We start from the raw sequence: 15,899 nt of genomic DNA on the forward strand, positions 1-15,899 counted from the left end.
TCTGGCTTGCACGGGAGTTCACGTCGGCGTGGTTTGAATACGTCTGGTACGAAGACCGCTGCATATCGCGCAGCGCAGCAGAGTGAAGTCACGACGTGCCCACATACCTCGCTACCAGTCGCAGAATCTCCTGCGACTGGTAGCGCTGGGCTAGTTGACTCAACTGACGCGCGAATGGCCGATATCGCTCGTCGAGTTCACCGACCCGGTGCGCCCACAACTGGATTTCGCGCATATCGCCCATCCGTGCCAGATAGTGAAGCGCTTCCATTTCCGGCCCGGGAGGAATGACGATGGGTCCATCCGTAAAACTGTCCGAAACGCGTGTGGCATCGGGCTTGTACGTCCATTCAAGCTTTAACAGTGTCGCGATCTGCTCAAGCAATTGGTTCTGTTCAATCGGCTTGCTCAGGAAAGCGTCAGCACCGGCTGTCATGCTGCGGAGCTTGTCGCTGCTCGCCGCGCTGGCCGACGTTGCGATAACCGGCACCTTGCTCAGGCTGCCCGCTTTCGCACGCAGCTCCCGGATGCTGTCCTGGCCGTTGAGCCCGGGCATGAAGATATCCATGAGAATCACATCCGGATTCAATCGTTCGGCTTCCTCAATTCCTGAACGGCCGTCTTCGGCCTCGAACGTTTCGAAGCCCAGGGACGCCAACATCTCGACTGCGACCGCACGATTGATCGAAACGTCGTCGACGATCAGGACCTTTTTCCGCGGTCCGCTATAGCCCGTTGCAATTGCCGTTGGCTGCCGACGGCCAATCTCGCCGGTCGTGGCCGGCAACTGCAGCTCGAACCAGAACGTACTTCCTTCATTCATGCGACTCTTGACACGAATCTCACCGCCCATCAGTTTGACGAACTGCTGACTGATCGCGAGCCCCAGGCCGGTGCCGCCGATGCGGCGGCTCTCTTCGCCAAACTGCTCGAAAGGACGGAACAATAATGTCTGGTGGTCGTCGTCAATGCCAATGCCTGTATCGCGCACCTCGAAACGCACACGCGCCAAACCGTCGCGGCCAGCGTGCAGCGCAACGTTGAATGTCACGTGGCCCTGGTCGGTGAACTTCACCGCATTCGCGAGCAAGTTCAGCAACACCTGGCAGAGTCGATTGGCGTCGGCACGGATTCCACATGGCGAGTCAGCGGTCACATTGCACACGAAGTTCAAGCCTTTCTGTTCGGCTCTGACACGGATGATCTCTTCGATCGAGCGCAGGAAATCGACCAGGTTGATGTCGCTCAGGCTGAGCTCCAATTTGCCTGCTTCTATCTTCGAAAATTCCAGCACGTCGTTGATCAGGGTTAGCAGTTGCAGACCGCTCTGCTGGATCACATTGATATTGTCGCGATACTTCCCCCCCAGCGTCTTATCGCGCAGCAGGATCTGCGTGTAGCCCAGGATGCCGTTCAGCGGCGTGCGGAGTTCATGACTGATCATTGCCAGGAACTCGCTCTTTGCGCGATTGGCGGTTTCCGCGGCGTGCCGTGCCTCTCGCTCGGCTTCCGCTTGCCTGCGCTCGGTCACGTCTACGGCAACGCCAATCAACTCGTTGATCGCGCCCGACTGATCGGGCACGGTGCGCGCGATGGCAGAGATATACCGGATCGACCCGTCCGGCAGAATCACTCGAAACTCGTGTTCGATGTTCCGCGGCTCCCGCATTGCGTCCGCAATCGACGCTTGCATCATCGGCCGATCGTCCGGATGAATGCAGTTGACGACCAGCTCAAGACTGGGTTCGACCTCCCCCGGAGTAAAGCCAAAAATCCGGAAATGCTCGTCGGACCAGACAACGGTGCCGGACGGGATGTGCCAGGACCAGCTTCCCGTGTGGCTCAACCGCTGCCCTTCCGATTGCAGCGCTTCGCTGCGCCGCAACTCCTCCTCCATCTTCCTGCGTTCGGTGACGTCGCGGGCAATGCCGACCGTACCTGCCTGTTGCCCGCGTCCGTCGCCGAACGGCGTCTTGATCGTCTCCACCCATGTGCAGCGACCGCTTGCTTCGGCGTGGTGCTCTTCAATCCGTTTGCGCCGCCCCGAGGCCATCACCTCTGCATCGTCAGCGCGGTAGGCCAGCGCGTATTCACGGGGGTGCACATCGAAATCGGTCTTACCGATTATTCCCGCCGGTTCGTCGCAGCCCAACGCGCGTGCCAGGGCGCGGTTGACTGCTACATAACGGCCATCGGTGTCTTTAACCCACGCGAGATCCGGAATGTTGTCGAGGATCGCGGCCATCTGGGCGTTCGCGCTGCCGAGCTCGCTAGCGTGCCGCTCGAGTCGCCCTACCATCATGTTGATCGCGTCGACCAACTGATCGAGCTCGTCCCGTTTCCGCCGGGGACGGCGCAGCAGCAGAGGGACGACGCACGGTTTGCGCACGCGTAGCGCCGTGGCGATATCGACGAGATGGCGCGTCGCGAGCCGGTGAACCATGAACAAAATGAACAGCGCGACTAAAAACGTCTTCATCGCGTTACTCACCAGGATCACGAAGGCCTCACGCAGCAGATCCCGATAAATGTCCGTCAGGCTGGCCTCAAGATGCAGGACGCCGATTTGGTGCGCATCCTTGTCGCAGCAGTAAACTGGAAACTCCCTGACGACTACGTTTTCCGCCTGCCTGGAGCCGCGAGAAATCGTCAACGGGTGCGTGGTGTGAGTTTCGCGGACCTCGACGTATCGGATCAGCGGCAGGCGCAACATTCCGTCAAGCTGGCCCTCAAGCTGTTTGCTGTCAAGAGCCCACAGCGCATTGCCCAGGCCGCGCGCATAGCCTTCTTCAATTTCGTTGAAACGGCTCTGCAGCCCGGAGACTTCGGCCTGGTAACTCAGCATGAGCTGAACGGTAGTCACGACCAGCGTCACCACAGTGCTGAACAGCAGCACACGGGCGAGCAAGGCGACTGCAATACCGCCTCTCGGCGCGCGGAACGGCTTCGACAACGAGCCGGTTTGGGTAGCTTGCAAGGTTGTGTCCATTGAGAAGCGGTCGTCATGACTTTAACTTCTATCCCGCGGCGGCGGGTCATCGCTCTGTCCGAATCGCAGCACGAGACGTCCGGTGTGGAAAGTGAAATAAATGCCTAGGAAACCAGAGAAGCTGCGCGTGTTTCCGGACATCACGCCGGTTTCAAGCCGGCACTCGCATGTGCATTTGTCGCAGGGCGTGCGGTCGGGTACAGCTCAAGCACGACTGCCCCGACCATTTGACGCGACCTCGCGAGCAACGACTCCGGCGCCGCTACTGCGCGTAGTGCGCCAGCACGGCCCGGATCGCGCTATCGTTCATATTGGCCTGAGTCACCGTCACCACATCGACGAATACCCTTGGCCGGGATGGATGGCCTTGCAAGTCCGCGACCAATGTTTCGAGCGCCAGATAACCCATACGATAAGGATCCTGCACGACGTCGGCGTATACCACACCGCGTTTTAGTGCATCCAGGAACTCCGGCCGCCAGTCGAACACGACCAGACGCGGGCGATCGCCGGCCGGCATGGCCTCGACGACCCGCAAAGCGCCATCGGCTGTCGTCTCGTTAGGCGCGAAGACCGCATCGAGGTGGCCTGCATAGCCATTCAAGGCCTTGAGAACCCCTTCCTGAGTCTCGTGGAACCGGTAGCCGACATAAGCTTCGACAACCACCTCCCAGCCCATCTCCCGCGCCGCAGCCAGAAACCCGTTTTCACGCTCGGTCGTGGAACTGATGTTCGGTGAGAGCCGCAGCACCGCGATCTTGGCACCCTTGTGCAGGACCGGTGCAAGGCTGAGAGCCGCAGTTCTGCCCGCTGCAAAATTGTCGGTGGTGACGGTGGAGATGGCCTTGTAGTCGGTGCTGCTCCGGTCTATCAGCACGGTAGGGACCGTAATTGAAACCGGAGTCGCTACGTCTTCCAGCGGTTCGGGCGCCAATACAATGCCGGCGACCCCGCTCTGCACCATGTAGTCGATCATTCGCAACTGGACATTGCGTTCCGTGCCGAGCGAGGCGCCGTCAGAAGGATTGCGCATGACCAGGTCGACATGCAGGTCGAGCGCTGCACGCTGGATACCCTTGGTCATCGTCTGCCAGAAAACTTGCACCGAGCCAGCCAGTACGACGCCGACCTTGGTCGCCGAAGCCATGGGAGCCGTGCCGGCGAGTACGGCAAACAATGCGACAAGCACCAGGGCCTTGCGCAGGGAGGGTTTCCTGTGGCTCCGGACATGCGCTCCCCGCGCGTCGCAAACCTCGACGGGTTGCAACGCCGCATTCCACCGCCTTGATAATTTCACTTCGCTCTCCTCGCTCCCCATCTGGTACGTCGCTCCTGGCGCAGCATTGCTTCATTCAGAAGCAATCGCCGCGTGGAAGGTCTCATCCGACTCGGCCTGCATTGCATTTGAGCCCACTCGAAAGCTGTTTCCAGACGCCTGCAACGTAACGACCCCGGAAAGAGGTGTCAATGTATCGCGCAAATTTTCAACCCCTCTACATCACGCCGCTTTCACCGGAATGCCAATGTCCAGGCATCGCTAAAGAAAGCAGAAATGCCGGTCGTTAAATTGTCTGGACGCACAGCACTGGACAAACAATAAGGCCCACCCGACTCGCCTGGATGCAATGAAAAAAAACTATAGTCAGGAACTGGACTCAGCATACGCCTTCACCACAAAACTCGAGGCGTCGTTTGAACGGCTTGCGTCGCGGCATGGCAGCCTGTTTACGCCGGAACTCGGCGAGAAAATACACATCGCTTTTCAGCATATCGGCATCCGGTCATTCATCAAAGCCGCTGGGCAATGCATCAAGTGGAGTCACGCGCTTCGGCCCGTTGTTGAGGAAGTCCTGGGTGTACGGGTCCTGCTAACGATCGGACAGGTTCGCAAACCGACGCTTGCGTTCTTCGACCCCAGCTTCGACGATCTGGAAAGATGGTATTGCCGAGGCTTCGATGCCCGGGATATAGCGGGGAGATCGGGCGTCAACATGCACGCGTGGTGGACCCTGCCAACGGGCGAGATTCTTGACGCAACCTTATGGTCCACATTGGCAGTCGCGTGGAATGAGCCGGAACGTCTCGGGGCGGTGACTGGCGGCTGGCCTGACAAGATCGCGCCAAATCTGCGTTATGTCCCCATGGTGGTCGGCGACGACTACATCGAGAAAGTCGAGCGGCGAATGGCGCATGGTCGTTTTCTCGCACGCGAGTGCACGGTGGCGGAACTGGAAGCTCCCCCTGTCATGGGAGGGTGGCCCAATAGCGACTTCCGTGTACCTGGCAGTTGAGCGCTTAAAGCTCATGAGCTTATAGAACCGATGCGTTTTTCTGCCCGTCCGTTCAGATGCGAAAACGTCACTCGACATGCCAACGTTGCCAGCAGCCTCCGACACTTGTCGCCTTTGTCGCTGAGTGTGGAATGCGGACAATCTATCCACGCAAGGCAGATGTGGATTCGCCCCGGGGTATGCGTTCCCGGCGCTGACTCCTATGACCTGGGCAATTCCAGCTGATTTGGCCATTCAAGTATTCGATGCCGAACCGATTGAAGTCCCTTCCTGTTCCATTTCGTCATACGCCTCCTCTGTAACGGGTTCAGGCATTGTGCGCGCAATGGGCCACCTCGCCACGCCGGCGGCCAGTGCCATCTGCGCGGCAATCGGCATAGGGTCATGCTCGTCAATCCACCGGCAGGCCCAGTCGAGCGCGTATTTCTGCGCCGTCTCGACGTCTCCGAAGCGCGGGCCGATGAGACCGGACCGCTCGACGCGTCGTCCGTTTTTTGTGATCTCCGCCCATGCGCGAAACAATTCCTTCGACGCCGGATCCGCGGTGGCCTGGATGATGTAACCGCGCCGCTCGACAATCTGCATGGTGGGCAAGGGCTTGCCCCTCCACGGCGACCCGCATGGGTGACTCAGCCATCGCGGCGGGCGCGCGGCCGTCATTGCATTCGACTCGATGCGTACAGGTTCGTCAGCCGCACGGCCAGAGAGTTGCCGGGTGATTTCATCAAACGGATCGATCGAATGCCGGCCGTTCATCTTGCAAGGTGCCGCCTGCCACAGCTCGGGTCTCTTCCAAAGCACGCCGCGCAGGCCGTCGTTGTCCTGGCTGTGCGCACCGCGCCGCAGGGCGGACCTGGTCACGGCAGAAGAAGAGTTCGGGATATAGGCGAACGTGCGCCCTATGGGCGCCAACAGCCGGATGATCCTCGCAAGCGTGCCGTTCAACTGCCATTCTTCGAATCGGCACCGGCATGTGGGCGCTGACGGATAGCGGCCTGGCAGGTTCGCCCACGGTTCGCCGGTTGTCAGAATCCACAGAACGGCATTCGCCACAATGCGCGGGTTTGCGCGGGGCCTGCCACGTCGGTTCAGGCGAGTCACGGGCTTGTCGGCAAGAATCGGCTCAAGGAGCGCCCATTCGTCATTGCTTAGCTCATCGAAGAACATGTATTCCTCCGCACAACGTGGCGAGGTTTCGCCTTTGTGCAACCACGAGTTAATGACTTGCGATCCGCGCGATGCTCTCAGTTGCACCTATGCTTGTCCTGCGCGACCGCCTGAAGAAAGCCCCACGTGGTTAGTGCACAATTCCACACGGTCGAAGCACAAAACGGGAGTTCTCCCGCGCATGGGAGAATTTGCGCATGAGGCATATGACGAAATTCAGTCGGCAGGCTCCGTAGCGCACTGGACCTATCAACGCTCCATCGAACGGATATCGCATGATCATCTCGACTCCGGGCGGCGCTTAATTCAGAGCGTCCACTGGAGCACTCACTTCACGGATTCAGTCGCTGGCGTCTTGTAGTGGCAGAACCACGGCGTCTTTTTCGACAGCACCCAAATTGGTACTGAAAAATAAGTTTTGAATGTGCTGATAGATTCGCGTGCCCATGCCGCGTCCTGAACGTATGTCCTACTGACCATATTCAGTAATGGTGTGGAGCTTGCGCGACGCGCCAATGTAATCCACATGCAGGCTGACGCCAGCCGCTCCAATCAGATCACCGGGATGTTCACGACTTGCACCGCGTCTGCAGGAACCCCACTGAGTCACAGGCACAGGCTTTTGTAGCAAAGCCTAGTCCATTGATTCGTATCGTACGCGGCCCAAATCATTTTTTCGTTCGGTAAAACCGGATATTGCTATGCGGGTTGACTGATTTATCTGTCGGGAATTCCTTACGGCACCGTGCGTAGCAACCCGACCACATCCGTTGCGGCACTTTGTATGACCTCGAAGACGAGCGCCTGCTCTTCTGTCCGGGTGGAATAGATTCCGGCCGTGAGTATCTGTGTGCCCGGATTTTCGACCGAGCGGTCGAGAACGTCGATGAATGGACAGGCTGCAGTATCGAGCAAGAGGCGTCTGGTAAGGGTGTGTCGCCCGATTCGCCAGCAGTCGCCTTTGCCGCAATCCGCCGCCTGAGCGGATATCTGGGTAACACTATCCATGCTTACGCCGGTTCAACTGCCCAAAGCGCAATCGAAACGAAGCAAAAATCGCACCATCGGACTTGCGCCGGCCAACGCGGCTCTTGCGTACGATGCGCTCGAATAGAGCATGGCAATGATCAATGAAATGCGAAACACCAACGGCGCACTCCGTTTCAGCGCATATCAGCCGCCAGTTATAAGCAAAGAATACCAGCCTGGCACAGACAGTTTCTCGTTCGCCGCTTTCTGTCTTTACCTCGTCTTTACCCTTCCCAAACAGGCGACCGCTTTGGCATTCGCTGAAGCAGCCATCCCGGTAATCGGCGCAATGCACCGTCAAGCGCTCGACGCCTTGCCGCAAGGGTTTCAACTTTGTGATTTTCAGGAACTGAAGTCAGATTAATTCATCTGAGCAATACTATTGACATTCATCTGATGAATAATAGTGACGAAGACTCCAGTACTCGACAACGATCGAATGTCCCAGGTGAGTCGATATTCCCAGCGAATGCAGTTCCGAAATCAATGTTATTGCGCGTGCGATTTAGGTTATCGAGGCGCTACAGTGAGGAAAGCATCAACATGATCAAGAAACGAAGCTATGCCGCATTCCTTGCCGCAGTGCTGATTGCTGCAATCGCACCCAATTGTCAGGCGCAGTACACCACCAACTGGGTCGCGAACACATTTGGGACCTACGCCACCCACGTGGGTAACGCCGCCCGCTCCATGTGGGTAGCGCCCGAGGGCGTCATTTATACAGCTTCCATGTGGGACGAAAACGAGGGCGGAGTCGCCATATACCGGAATGGCCAAAGCATAGGCTCCATAGGAATTCACAACCAGTTTCAGGGCGGCGCCATTACCGGGAATGCAACTTCAATCTTCACTGCTTTGCAAGCTACCAGAACTGACGGCGGTGGCAAGGTGGGGCGATTCGACCGAACCAGTCAAACTGAAGATCTTGTCATCTCCGTCAGCGCGCCGTCGACTGAGAAGCGGGCCGACGTAGTCACCGGACTCGCGACATCGGGCTCACTCCTTTATGCGAGCGATTTTCCGGGAAATCGGGTCAGGATTTTCACCACCGCCGGTGTCTGGCAGCAGGATATCAACGTCTCGGGTCCTGGCGCGCTCGCCGTGGACGGCGCAGGAAACATCTGGGTTGCTCAGAAGAGCGCGGGCACGATCCTCGAATTCAACCCGGCCGGCTCGCCGCTGAACACCATCCAGATGCCCGTTGGCTCTCAACCGTCCGCGCTGTATTTCGATGCGGCGACCGGGCATCTCATGGCCGGCGACGAGGGGCCCGACATGAACATCAAGATCTACAACATCGCGAGCGCTCCGGTTCAGGTTGGCACGTTTGGCATTCAAGGCGGATATCTCGACACCACGGCTGGAATCAAAGGCCAGGTCGGGGACAAGCGGTTCACCCGCGTCGCCGGCATCGGCAAGGACTCTACCGGCAACCTGTATGTGCTCAACAACCCATGGGGCGGAACCTGGGATCTCGGCCGCAACGGTCAAACAGACATTCACGCCTACGACAGCTCCGGCAACCTGCAATGGAAGCTTCAGGCCCTCAACTTCGAGGGGAGCGCCGCTCCGGACCCGGGTACAGACGGCGCCTACCTCTACGGCGGCACCAACATTTACACGGGCGCGGCTGGAGGAACCTTCGTCGCGAACACCGTCGATCCAATCGACTATCCATCCGATCCACGCATCAACATCAACGATACCCAACGCAACGAGCACTTCAGTCAACTCGCCAGCGTTGGCGGAAACCGGATTCTTGTGGCGTCCGGCCAGAACCCCGCTATCTTCTACTTCTTCCACTTCAACGCTGCGAATGGCTACATCGCCATACCGGATGGCTCGATTCCAGGGACAGCGTTCAATACGACTGTAGCGGTCACGGGCGGATTTTGCCTTGATAGCAAGGGAGACGTCTGGGCCGGTCTGGACAGGACGAACCGCATCTACCACTATCCGCTGACCGGTTTTGATGGCAACGGCAAGCCGACATGGGGAGCAGCCATCGTAGCTGCCACTCCGAGGACCGTCCTGCCATTGACGCGAATCATCTACCTGCCGGAAAGCGACACCATGATCCTGGCACAGGGAATTGTTGGGAGCACGGACTGGACGGCGATCGGAACGAGGGTCGAGGTGTATCACGGCTGGCTCGCAGGCAACACCACCGCTCCCAACCCCGTGATCAACCTCACCAGCGCCAATCCCAAGTCGATCACGGCAACCGGCAACTATCTCTTCGTCGGATACGTGCATACCGCGCCCAACATCGACGCCTTCAATCTCAACACAGGCAACCTGGACACCACGTTGACCAACAGCAGTCCCACCACAATTGACGTCGGCAATGACGTGGATTCGATGTACGGCCTCAGGTCGTACCTTCGATCAACCGGGGAGTACGTGGTCACGAAGGACAACTACAACGGCTCCAGCATTGTTGTTTATCGTTGGACTCCCTGATCGCCGGTGGCCGTTGCGTCTGCGCGCCTGACGTCGGACAGACGTCCGCGCGCGTGAATGTGCACGATTAGCCGGCCTCTCCTGTCAGCCCGCGCTTCGACTATTGCGCCGCTATTGAATGACGAATTCGGTGAACAACACCTCCTGAACGCGTATCGGATTCCCGGGCACGCCATCGGCATTCTCAACAATCGCCAACAGCTCCTTCGCGAGCTTAAGCTTGCCGTCAATCCCCTCCAGATCCTCCGGTCGCTTTGCCGAGAGCGTCATCAGAATGCTGCTCCGCACTTCCGGCATGCGTTCAACCAGCGCAGCTTGCGACCTCCGATCCGTCAGTTCCAGCGTCAAGCCAATCCGAAGGTAATGCATGCTGTCGTCGGATTGAAGATTGACGGTCATTGTTTCCAACGGGAAAAATACTGGCGGCGCGGGTGCAGGGTTCTCCAACTCACGCAAGTCCGGACCGTACAGCAGCAGATATGCAGCGCCCGCGCCAAGCAAAACGATAATGCCCATGGCAATTAGTAGACTGAGCTTGAGCTTGTCACTCTTTACGGTAACTATGGGCTGCTCTGTTCCTGCGGGGCTTGCCATGATTGCGGACCTCTTTCTATCCTTTTGTCGCTGTACGGGCTGTACGGGCTGTAGAGGCTGAGCTCCATCGAATTCCCAAACAACGCGGTACGCCTATTTCATTCGTTACCGGTTTCGACGATGTGGCAGTGATGAGTGACACCGCCCAGCGGCGGCGTCATTTCTGGACTACATCTTCCCCGTCTGGAGCAAGTCGGTTCAGTCGCCCACGCTCGGCACAACAGGATAACAACACCCACGGAGTTCCTATTCAGAGCCGACACTTTCTGCGTTGATCAAGTCGGCATGAACCACATGACTATGCGCACTCTGTTGGTCGACCGTCGCCACAGCGACAGGGAGTGCTCCGGTTTCATTCTCTTGTGTTGCTGCGAGACCGGCATAAAGCGCGAGGCGTGTGCGAACTCTCGGTAACCTCCTTAGCAGGTTCTCGGCTCGCTGTTTAAGCCAGGGCCTGCAACGTATATAAGCGGCACCGTGACGCAATAAGACCTTTGCGATGTAATTGACCTTGCCAGGCAACCTGGCCACATTGCGCAACAAGACTCCCGCACCCCGGACAGGAGACGATAACCGCCAGCTACTACTGCTCAACAGTGCAATCACATGTTCCTGGGAACGACGAGCCCGGTCTTCCGCGGCGATTACGCTCAAGTGAACTGCCCGCAGTTCCGCTTCCTGATCGCACCTGTGCGCCAGCAAAGCATTCACCGCTTCTTGATCGCGCCTTTGCGCCAGCAAAGCATTGACCTCTTCCATTCCCTTCGCCGAGACGGGCAACGGCGAGTGAAGTGTCAGCGACTCGGCAATTGCGGCCAGTTCGTTTCCAGCCTTCTTGAACGCGATGACCGCATAATCCGGTGCTTGCATGAAGTTCTGATCGATCGACGACACTACTTTGTTGATCACGTCAGCACCCGGAAGTTCGTCCGGCACGAATTCCAGGTTGTTCTGCAAAAAGGCACGATTCACTGGCAACACAACAACGCGCGCGAACCCCGCGAACTCCGCAGCGAAGCCGAGAAGAGCTGACGGAAGGGGTCGCTCGTGCGTGGGATCGAGATAGAAAGTGCACGCGCCTACCAGCAGATTCGCCGGGTTCGGTGTCTCGAGCAGAAGCGCGCCGTCGTCATCAATCACCCGATGCGCTTCTCGTAAAAACAGCAGCAGGTTTTCAAAACCAAGATGCTCAACCACGTGGAATGCACTAACGAGCCCATAAGACTGGTCCGGCTGTTGCCGCAGATGCTCCATGACGTCAGCCTTTGACACGTCGAGGCCAGCCTGTCGCGCCTGAGTCACGAACTCCTCGTTCATATCGAGACCTTCCGACTCGATACCGCGCTCCTCAAGTAATTCGAGCCATTCGGATCGGCCGCATCCGACGTCCAGGACCTTTTTTCGCACCCGCAAGCTAAGCGCGTCGACAAGCGGGAGATACAGGCTCTGACGCTCCTTGATGACCTGGCGGCTGCCCCTGAAGCGATCTTCCAGGGCTGAATAGAAATTATCCAATATCATGATCAACGGGCCTTTGCCGCACAGCGTCCAGGTTCGCCGAAGTGACCGGTCGGGATGCTTCTTCCAACGACGCGGGTAAGCGTATGAGGCGTCGAGATGCACCTTCGATCAGCACTGTGCGCAGAACGGTTCTTATATTAATTTTGTAATCCTAAGATAATGCGACTAACATTGCTTCGACAAGAATTTTTTCTGACTTATATTCTGCATGCAGTCTGCATTATGCAGAATATTAAGTAAGGCGGTGCTTACCGAAAATTACGATTTATTGGTTTAGAAACACAGAGCCAATGCGAGTCTGCATGAGAGGCTCCCACTACCATGCTCAATGATCGGCCCGCAGGGCCTCATCCGCGACGGCCAGCCGGGAAGCCATGACCTTGACAACGAAGCGATGAAATTGCTGAGCCGTGACAGCGTCGTCCTGCTCCAGCGCACGCAACGCTGCAAGCGACAAACGCCGCACGCGCGCCGGACCTTCGGCGTGCACATTCGCACTACGCGGCTTCTGCGAGTACACCGCCATTTCCCCGACAATCGTACCGGCTCCGAAGGAGCGCAGCCTGACCGATCCGCCCCCGACAAGCGGCAGTGAGACGGTAACCCGGCCCCGTTCGACGAAATACATTGCGTCGCCCGGCTCGCCGCGAAGAAACAGGGGTTGCCCCATGCCGATGTCGCATACCTCCAAGCAGGCCATCAGCATGTCAAGCGCATGCGGCGTGAAATGCACCGCGAGCATTGCGTAGAAATTTTCCTCGCTGACGGGCAACGCGTGTGAATCTGCGGCGAGCAGCCGGTCCTCGACCCACTCCAGCCCGGCATCCAGCGTCGCGAACTCGTGAATCCGCAGGCTGAGCGTACCGGTCTTGGCGAGCAGGTCGCGCGAGCGTGCCGGCAGCGCAGTCAGCACGAGGTCCGCATCAATACCCGCGCACATGTGCCTCAGCTTCACGAAGCCGACCGATACCGACGCGTCCATTCCAGTCGTCGCAGCGAAGTCGAGCACCACGAAGCGAACCGGCGCGGGACGATGCGCGGACAGTCGTTCACGCATGCGCTGCAGGATCGAATTGACGGTGCCGAAGAAAAGGAACCCTTGCAAACAGGTACCGCACACCTGTGTACCGAGTTCGCGCAGCCGCTGGGTTTGCTCGATGCTACGTTCGACGTTCGATGTCCGGGTGCTGGCGTCGAACTCCAGACGCACGCAACTGGCACGGCCATACAGCAGCGCGAACATCACGCACGCGGCGATGACGCCCGCGACCACACCCGTGACGACGCCGTAGACTGCCACCATGCCCAGGATCACGGGTATCAGCAGGTACTCATGCCAGTTGAGCTTGCTGTACGCGGTGACCAGCCACTGTATCAACAGGCGCAGCCCCAGGAAAAGTTGCAGCCCGACCAGCACCGGCACAGGAAACAGCGCCACCAGATCCGGCGATACAGCCAGCAGGATCAGGCAGGCGAGCGATGCGAACACGCCCGCCATCCGGCTCGTCGCGCCCGCGCGCACATTGAGGAGCGAGCGGTTGAAAGACTGATAGCCGACCATCCCGCCCAGCATGCCGCTAGCGATATTGGCAAGACCAGCGGCCCGCATCTCGCGGTTCAGGTCGACATCCTCGCCCGTCGCCGCGCCCATCGCCGTGGAATTCATCAGGATCGTGATCGCGGCAACCGACGTGACCACCAGGGTCTCGGGCAGATGCGCGCCGATAGCCGGCCAGTCGACATGGCTGTGCGCCAGCGAGGACGGCAAATGCAACGCTGGCAACTCCGGAACGTGGATCGGCCGCAGCGGTACATGAGGAAGCAACAGCCCCATGTGACGCGCGTCGTCGACCGACAGGTCCGCGGCGTAGAGCAGAAAGTAGAAGAGCGCGATGCCGAAGGCAAGCGTCAGCGGCAGTACCGCCGCATGGTTCCACGCGCGCGAGAGCGTGGTGAGCAGCGCACCGACGACCACGGCAGGTGTCCACGCGAGCCAATGCAGCTGAGTCAGCAGAGCGAACAGCGTGCGCCAGTGCGGCGCTTCGCCGGTCAGCACGCGAAATGCGCCCGCGATCAGCAGATAACCTGTACCGGCGAGAAAACCGCCTACGACCGGATACGGCAGGAACTGCAGCGAGCGGCTGCGCTTGGACGACCCTATCGCATACAGGATCACGCCAGTCACGATCGAACATAGCGCGATCGCGATCAGCACCGTCAGCAGAATGGTTTGGGGCGAACCGCCGTCGGCACGCACGCTGCTCGCGACGCCTGCCGCCACACCGGCGAGAAAGGCCGTCGCATTGCTGTCCGGGCCGCCTATGTTCATGCGCATGGAACTGGTCAACGCGATCACCAGAGCGGTCACGACGCAACTCACCAAAGCGGTCGGCACCCCCAGTTCGGCGTAGCGCGCAAGATCCGCGCTGAAGACCAGCGTGCCGAGGCTCATCGCATAACAGAGCATGACCAGTGTCGAAACCGCACCGGCAATCAGGTCGCCAATCAGCCCCCGGACGCGCAGGCGCGCGCGGACCTGGGTGGCGGAACCGGTTGTGCCTGGCTTCACGGCGCTCTCCCGATGACTGCGGGTCGACCCTCGGCTCGTCGAGTATCCGCCGCTGCGCGAGACCGTGTCAATTTCCCCTTGGGTCGTTTCCCGTGCCCGTTTAATACAACGCGACGTACACTGTATTTCGAGGATCGACCTAGCGTGGCTGGTCATGCGCGCGTCAATTTCAGGGAACCGCTTTGGGCGACGGCGATGAATATCGATCAGTGGCTTGATGCATTGGGGCTTGGGCAATACGCACGCGCGTTTGAAGAGAACGATATTGATCCGGCGATGCTGCCGCAGCTCACCGACGCAGACCTGAAAGAACTCGGCATCGTCTCGCTGGGCCATCGCAAGCGTCTGCTGATGGCCATTGACGGGAACAGCGGCGCGGCACCGTCCGCCACGCCGTCCACGATCCCGTCCACCACGCCGCCCGCGCCCGCTGCGCCGTCGGGCGAGCGCCGGCAGGTCACCATCCTCTTCGCCGACCTCTGCGGTTTCACCGCGCTCTCGCAGGGGCTCGACCCCGAGGAATTGCGCGAGCTGACGGGGCGTTATACCGCGCTCGTCGACGGCATCGTGCTCGGTTATGGCGGCACGATCGACAAGCACATCGGCGACGCGGTGATGGCCGTGTTCGGCGCACCGCGCGCGCACGATACCGACCCGTTGCGCGCCGCCCGCGCGGCAATGGACATCCACGAAGCACTCGCCGGACTTGGCGAGCCTGCATCGCGCCCGTTGCAAGCGCATATAGGTATCGCAAGCGGCGAGGTGGTGGCAGGCACCCTTGCGCGCGCCGATGCTCAGGACTACACGGTACTGGGCGATTCCGTGAATCTAGCCGCGCGCCTGGTCGCTGCCGCCCGTCCCGGCGAGACCCTGCTCTCCGATAGCGTGCAGCGCGCGCTCGACGGCTGCATCCTTAGCGACGCCGCAGGCGAAATGCGTTTCAAGGGTATCGATGCCCCCCCGCGTGTCTGGCGCCTGCGCGGCATTGTGGGCGAGTCCGTGACCGCAAGCCGCAGCCTTTTCGTCGGGCGCAAGGCGGAACTGGATCAATTCAGGGGAATCGCCTGCGCATGCCGCGATCAGGGTGCGGGGCAAATTGTTTATGTGCGCGGCGAGGCAGGTATCGGCAAGACCCGCCTCGTCGACGAGATGCGCCGCTTCGGCGACGCGCAGGGTTTCGCCATCCATCGGGGCCTGCTGCTGGATTTCGGCATGGGCAAGGGCGAGGATCCCGTGCTGGCGATCACTGGCAGCCTGCTAGGCCTGCGGCCGGGCG

11 protein-coding genes are annotated in these 15,899 nt (G+C 59.5%); 4 read left to right on the forward strand and 7 right to left on the reverse strand.

The genetic code is table 11. From position 1 onward, the window contains the following. Positions 1-88 precede the first annotated feature (88 nt). Positions 89-2,977, reverse strand: a complete 2,889-nt coding sequence (locus EOS_RS43600; RefSeq protein ID WP_160312512.1) for an ATP-binding protein — start codon at positions 2,975-2,977, stop codon at positions 89-91. Positions 2,978-3,251: 274 nt separating this feature from the next. Next, complete coding sequence (locus tag EOS_RS20060) at positions 3,252-4,286, reverse strand: substrate-binding domain-containing protein (RefSeq protein ID WP_235442889.1); 1,035 nt, start codon at positions 4,284-4,286, stop codon at positions 3,252-3,254. Positions 4,287-4,614: 328 nt separating this feature from the next. Between EOS_RS20060 and EOS_RS43605 the strand changes: the two genes are divergently transcribed. Then, complete coding sequence (locus EOS_RS43605) at positions 4,615-5,280, forward strand: hypothetical protein (protein ID WP_053063981.1); 666 nt, start codon at positions 4,615-4,617, stop codon at positions 5,278-5,280. Positions 5,281-5,514: 234 nt separating this feature from the next. Here the strand turns inward: EOS_RS43605 and EOS_RS20070 are convergent, their stop codons facing one another. Together EOS_RS20070 and EOS_RS20075 are read right to left on the reverse strand one after the other, a co-directional pair. After that, positions 5,515-6,447 (reverse strand): transposase, encoded by a 933-nt coding sequence (locus EOS_RS20070; RefSeq protein WP_053063982.1) that lies wholly within the window; start codon positions 6,445-6,447, stop codon positions 5,515-5,517. Positions 6,448-7,182: 735 nt separating this feature from the next. Next, positions 7,183-7,455: a hypothetical protein gene (locus EOS_RS20075; RefSeq protein ID WP_047848436.1), complete on the reverse strand. Its 273-nt coding sequence runs from the start codon at positions 7,453-7,455 to the stop codon at positions 7,183-7,185. Positions 7,456-7,564: 109 nt separating this feature from the next. Here EOS_RS20075 and EOS_RS20080 point away from each other — a divergent pair, with 109 nt between their 5' ends. Together EOS_RS20080 and EOS_RS20085 are read left to right on the forward strand one after the other, a co-directional pair. Then, positions 7,565-7,840: a hypothetical protein gene (locus tag EOS_RS20080; protein WP_047848437.1), complete on the forward strand. Its 276-nt coding sequence runs from the start codon at positions 7,565-7,567 to the stop codon at positions 7,838-7,840. Positions 7,841-8,019: 179 nt separating this feature from the next. Continuing rightward, complete coding sequence (locus tag EOS_RS20085) at positions 8,020-9,939, forward strand: SMP-30/gluconolactonase/LRE family protein (protein ID WP_047848438.1); 1,920 nt, start codon at positions 8,020-8,022, stop codon at positions 9,937-9,939. 111 nt (positions 9,940-10,050) lie between these two features. Here EOS_RS20085 and fliL read toward each other — a convergent pair whose 3' ends face one another. From fliL to EOS_RS20100, 3 genes are all read right to left on the reverse strand, one after another. Beyond that, the gene (gene fliL / locus EOS_RS20090; protein WP_047848439.1) at positions 10,051-10,533 is read right to left on the reverse strand and encodes a flagellar basal body-associated protein FliL; all 483 of its coding nucleotides are present in this window, start codon (positions 10,531-10,533) and stop codon (positions 10,051-10,053) included. 246 nt (positions 10,534-10,779) lie between these two features. Beyond that, entirely contained in the window at positions 10,780-12,054 is a 1,275-nt protein-coding gene (locus tag EOS_RS43610; protein ID WP_053063983.1) for a class I SAM-dependent methyltransferase, read from the reverse strand. Positions 12,055-12,379: 325 nt separating this feature from the next. Beyond that, positions 12,380-14,623 (reverse strand): SulP family inorganic anion transporter, encoded by a 2,244-nt coding sequence (locus EOS_RS20100; RefSeq protein ID WP_047848440.1) that lies wholly within the window; start codon positions 14,621-14,623, stop codon positions 12,380-12,382. Positions 14,624-14,818: 195 nt separating this feature from the next. On the opposite strand from EOS_RS20100, the gene EOS_RS20105 reads away from it, so the two are divergent. Further along, positions 14,819-15,899 (forward strand): adenylate/guanylate cyclase domain-containing protein (locus EOS_RS20105; RefSeq protein WP_047848441.1); only part of this gene is annotated, 1,081 nt, incomplete at its 3' end.

Source organism: Caballeronia mineralivorans PML1(12), from assembly GCF_001028175.1.
Taxonomy (GTDB): Bacteria; Pseudomonadota; Gammaproteobacteria; order Burkholderiales; family Burkholderiaceae; genus Caballeronia; species Caballeronia mineralivorans.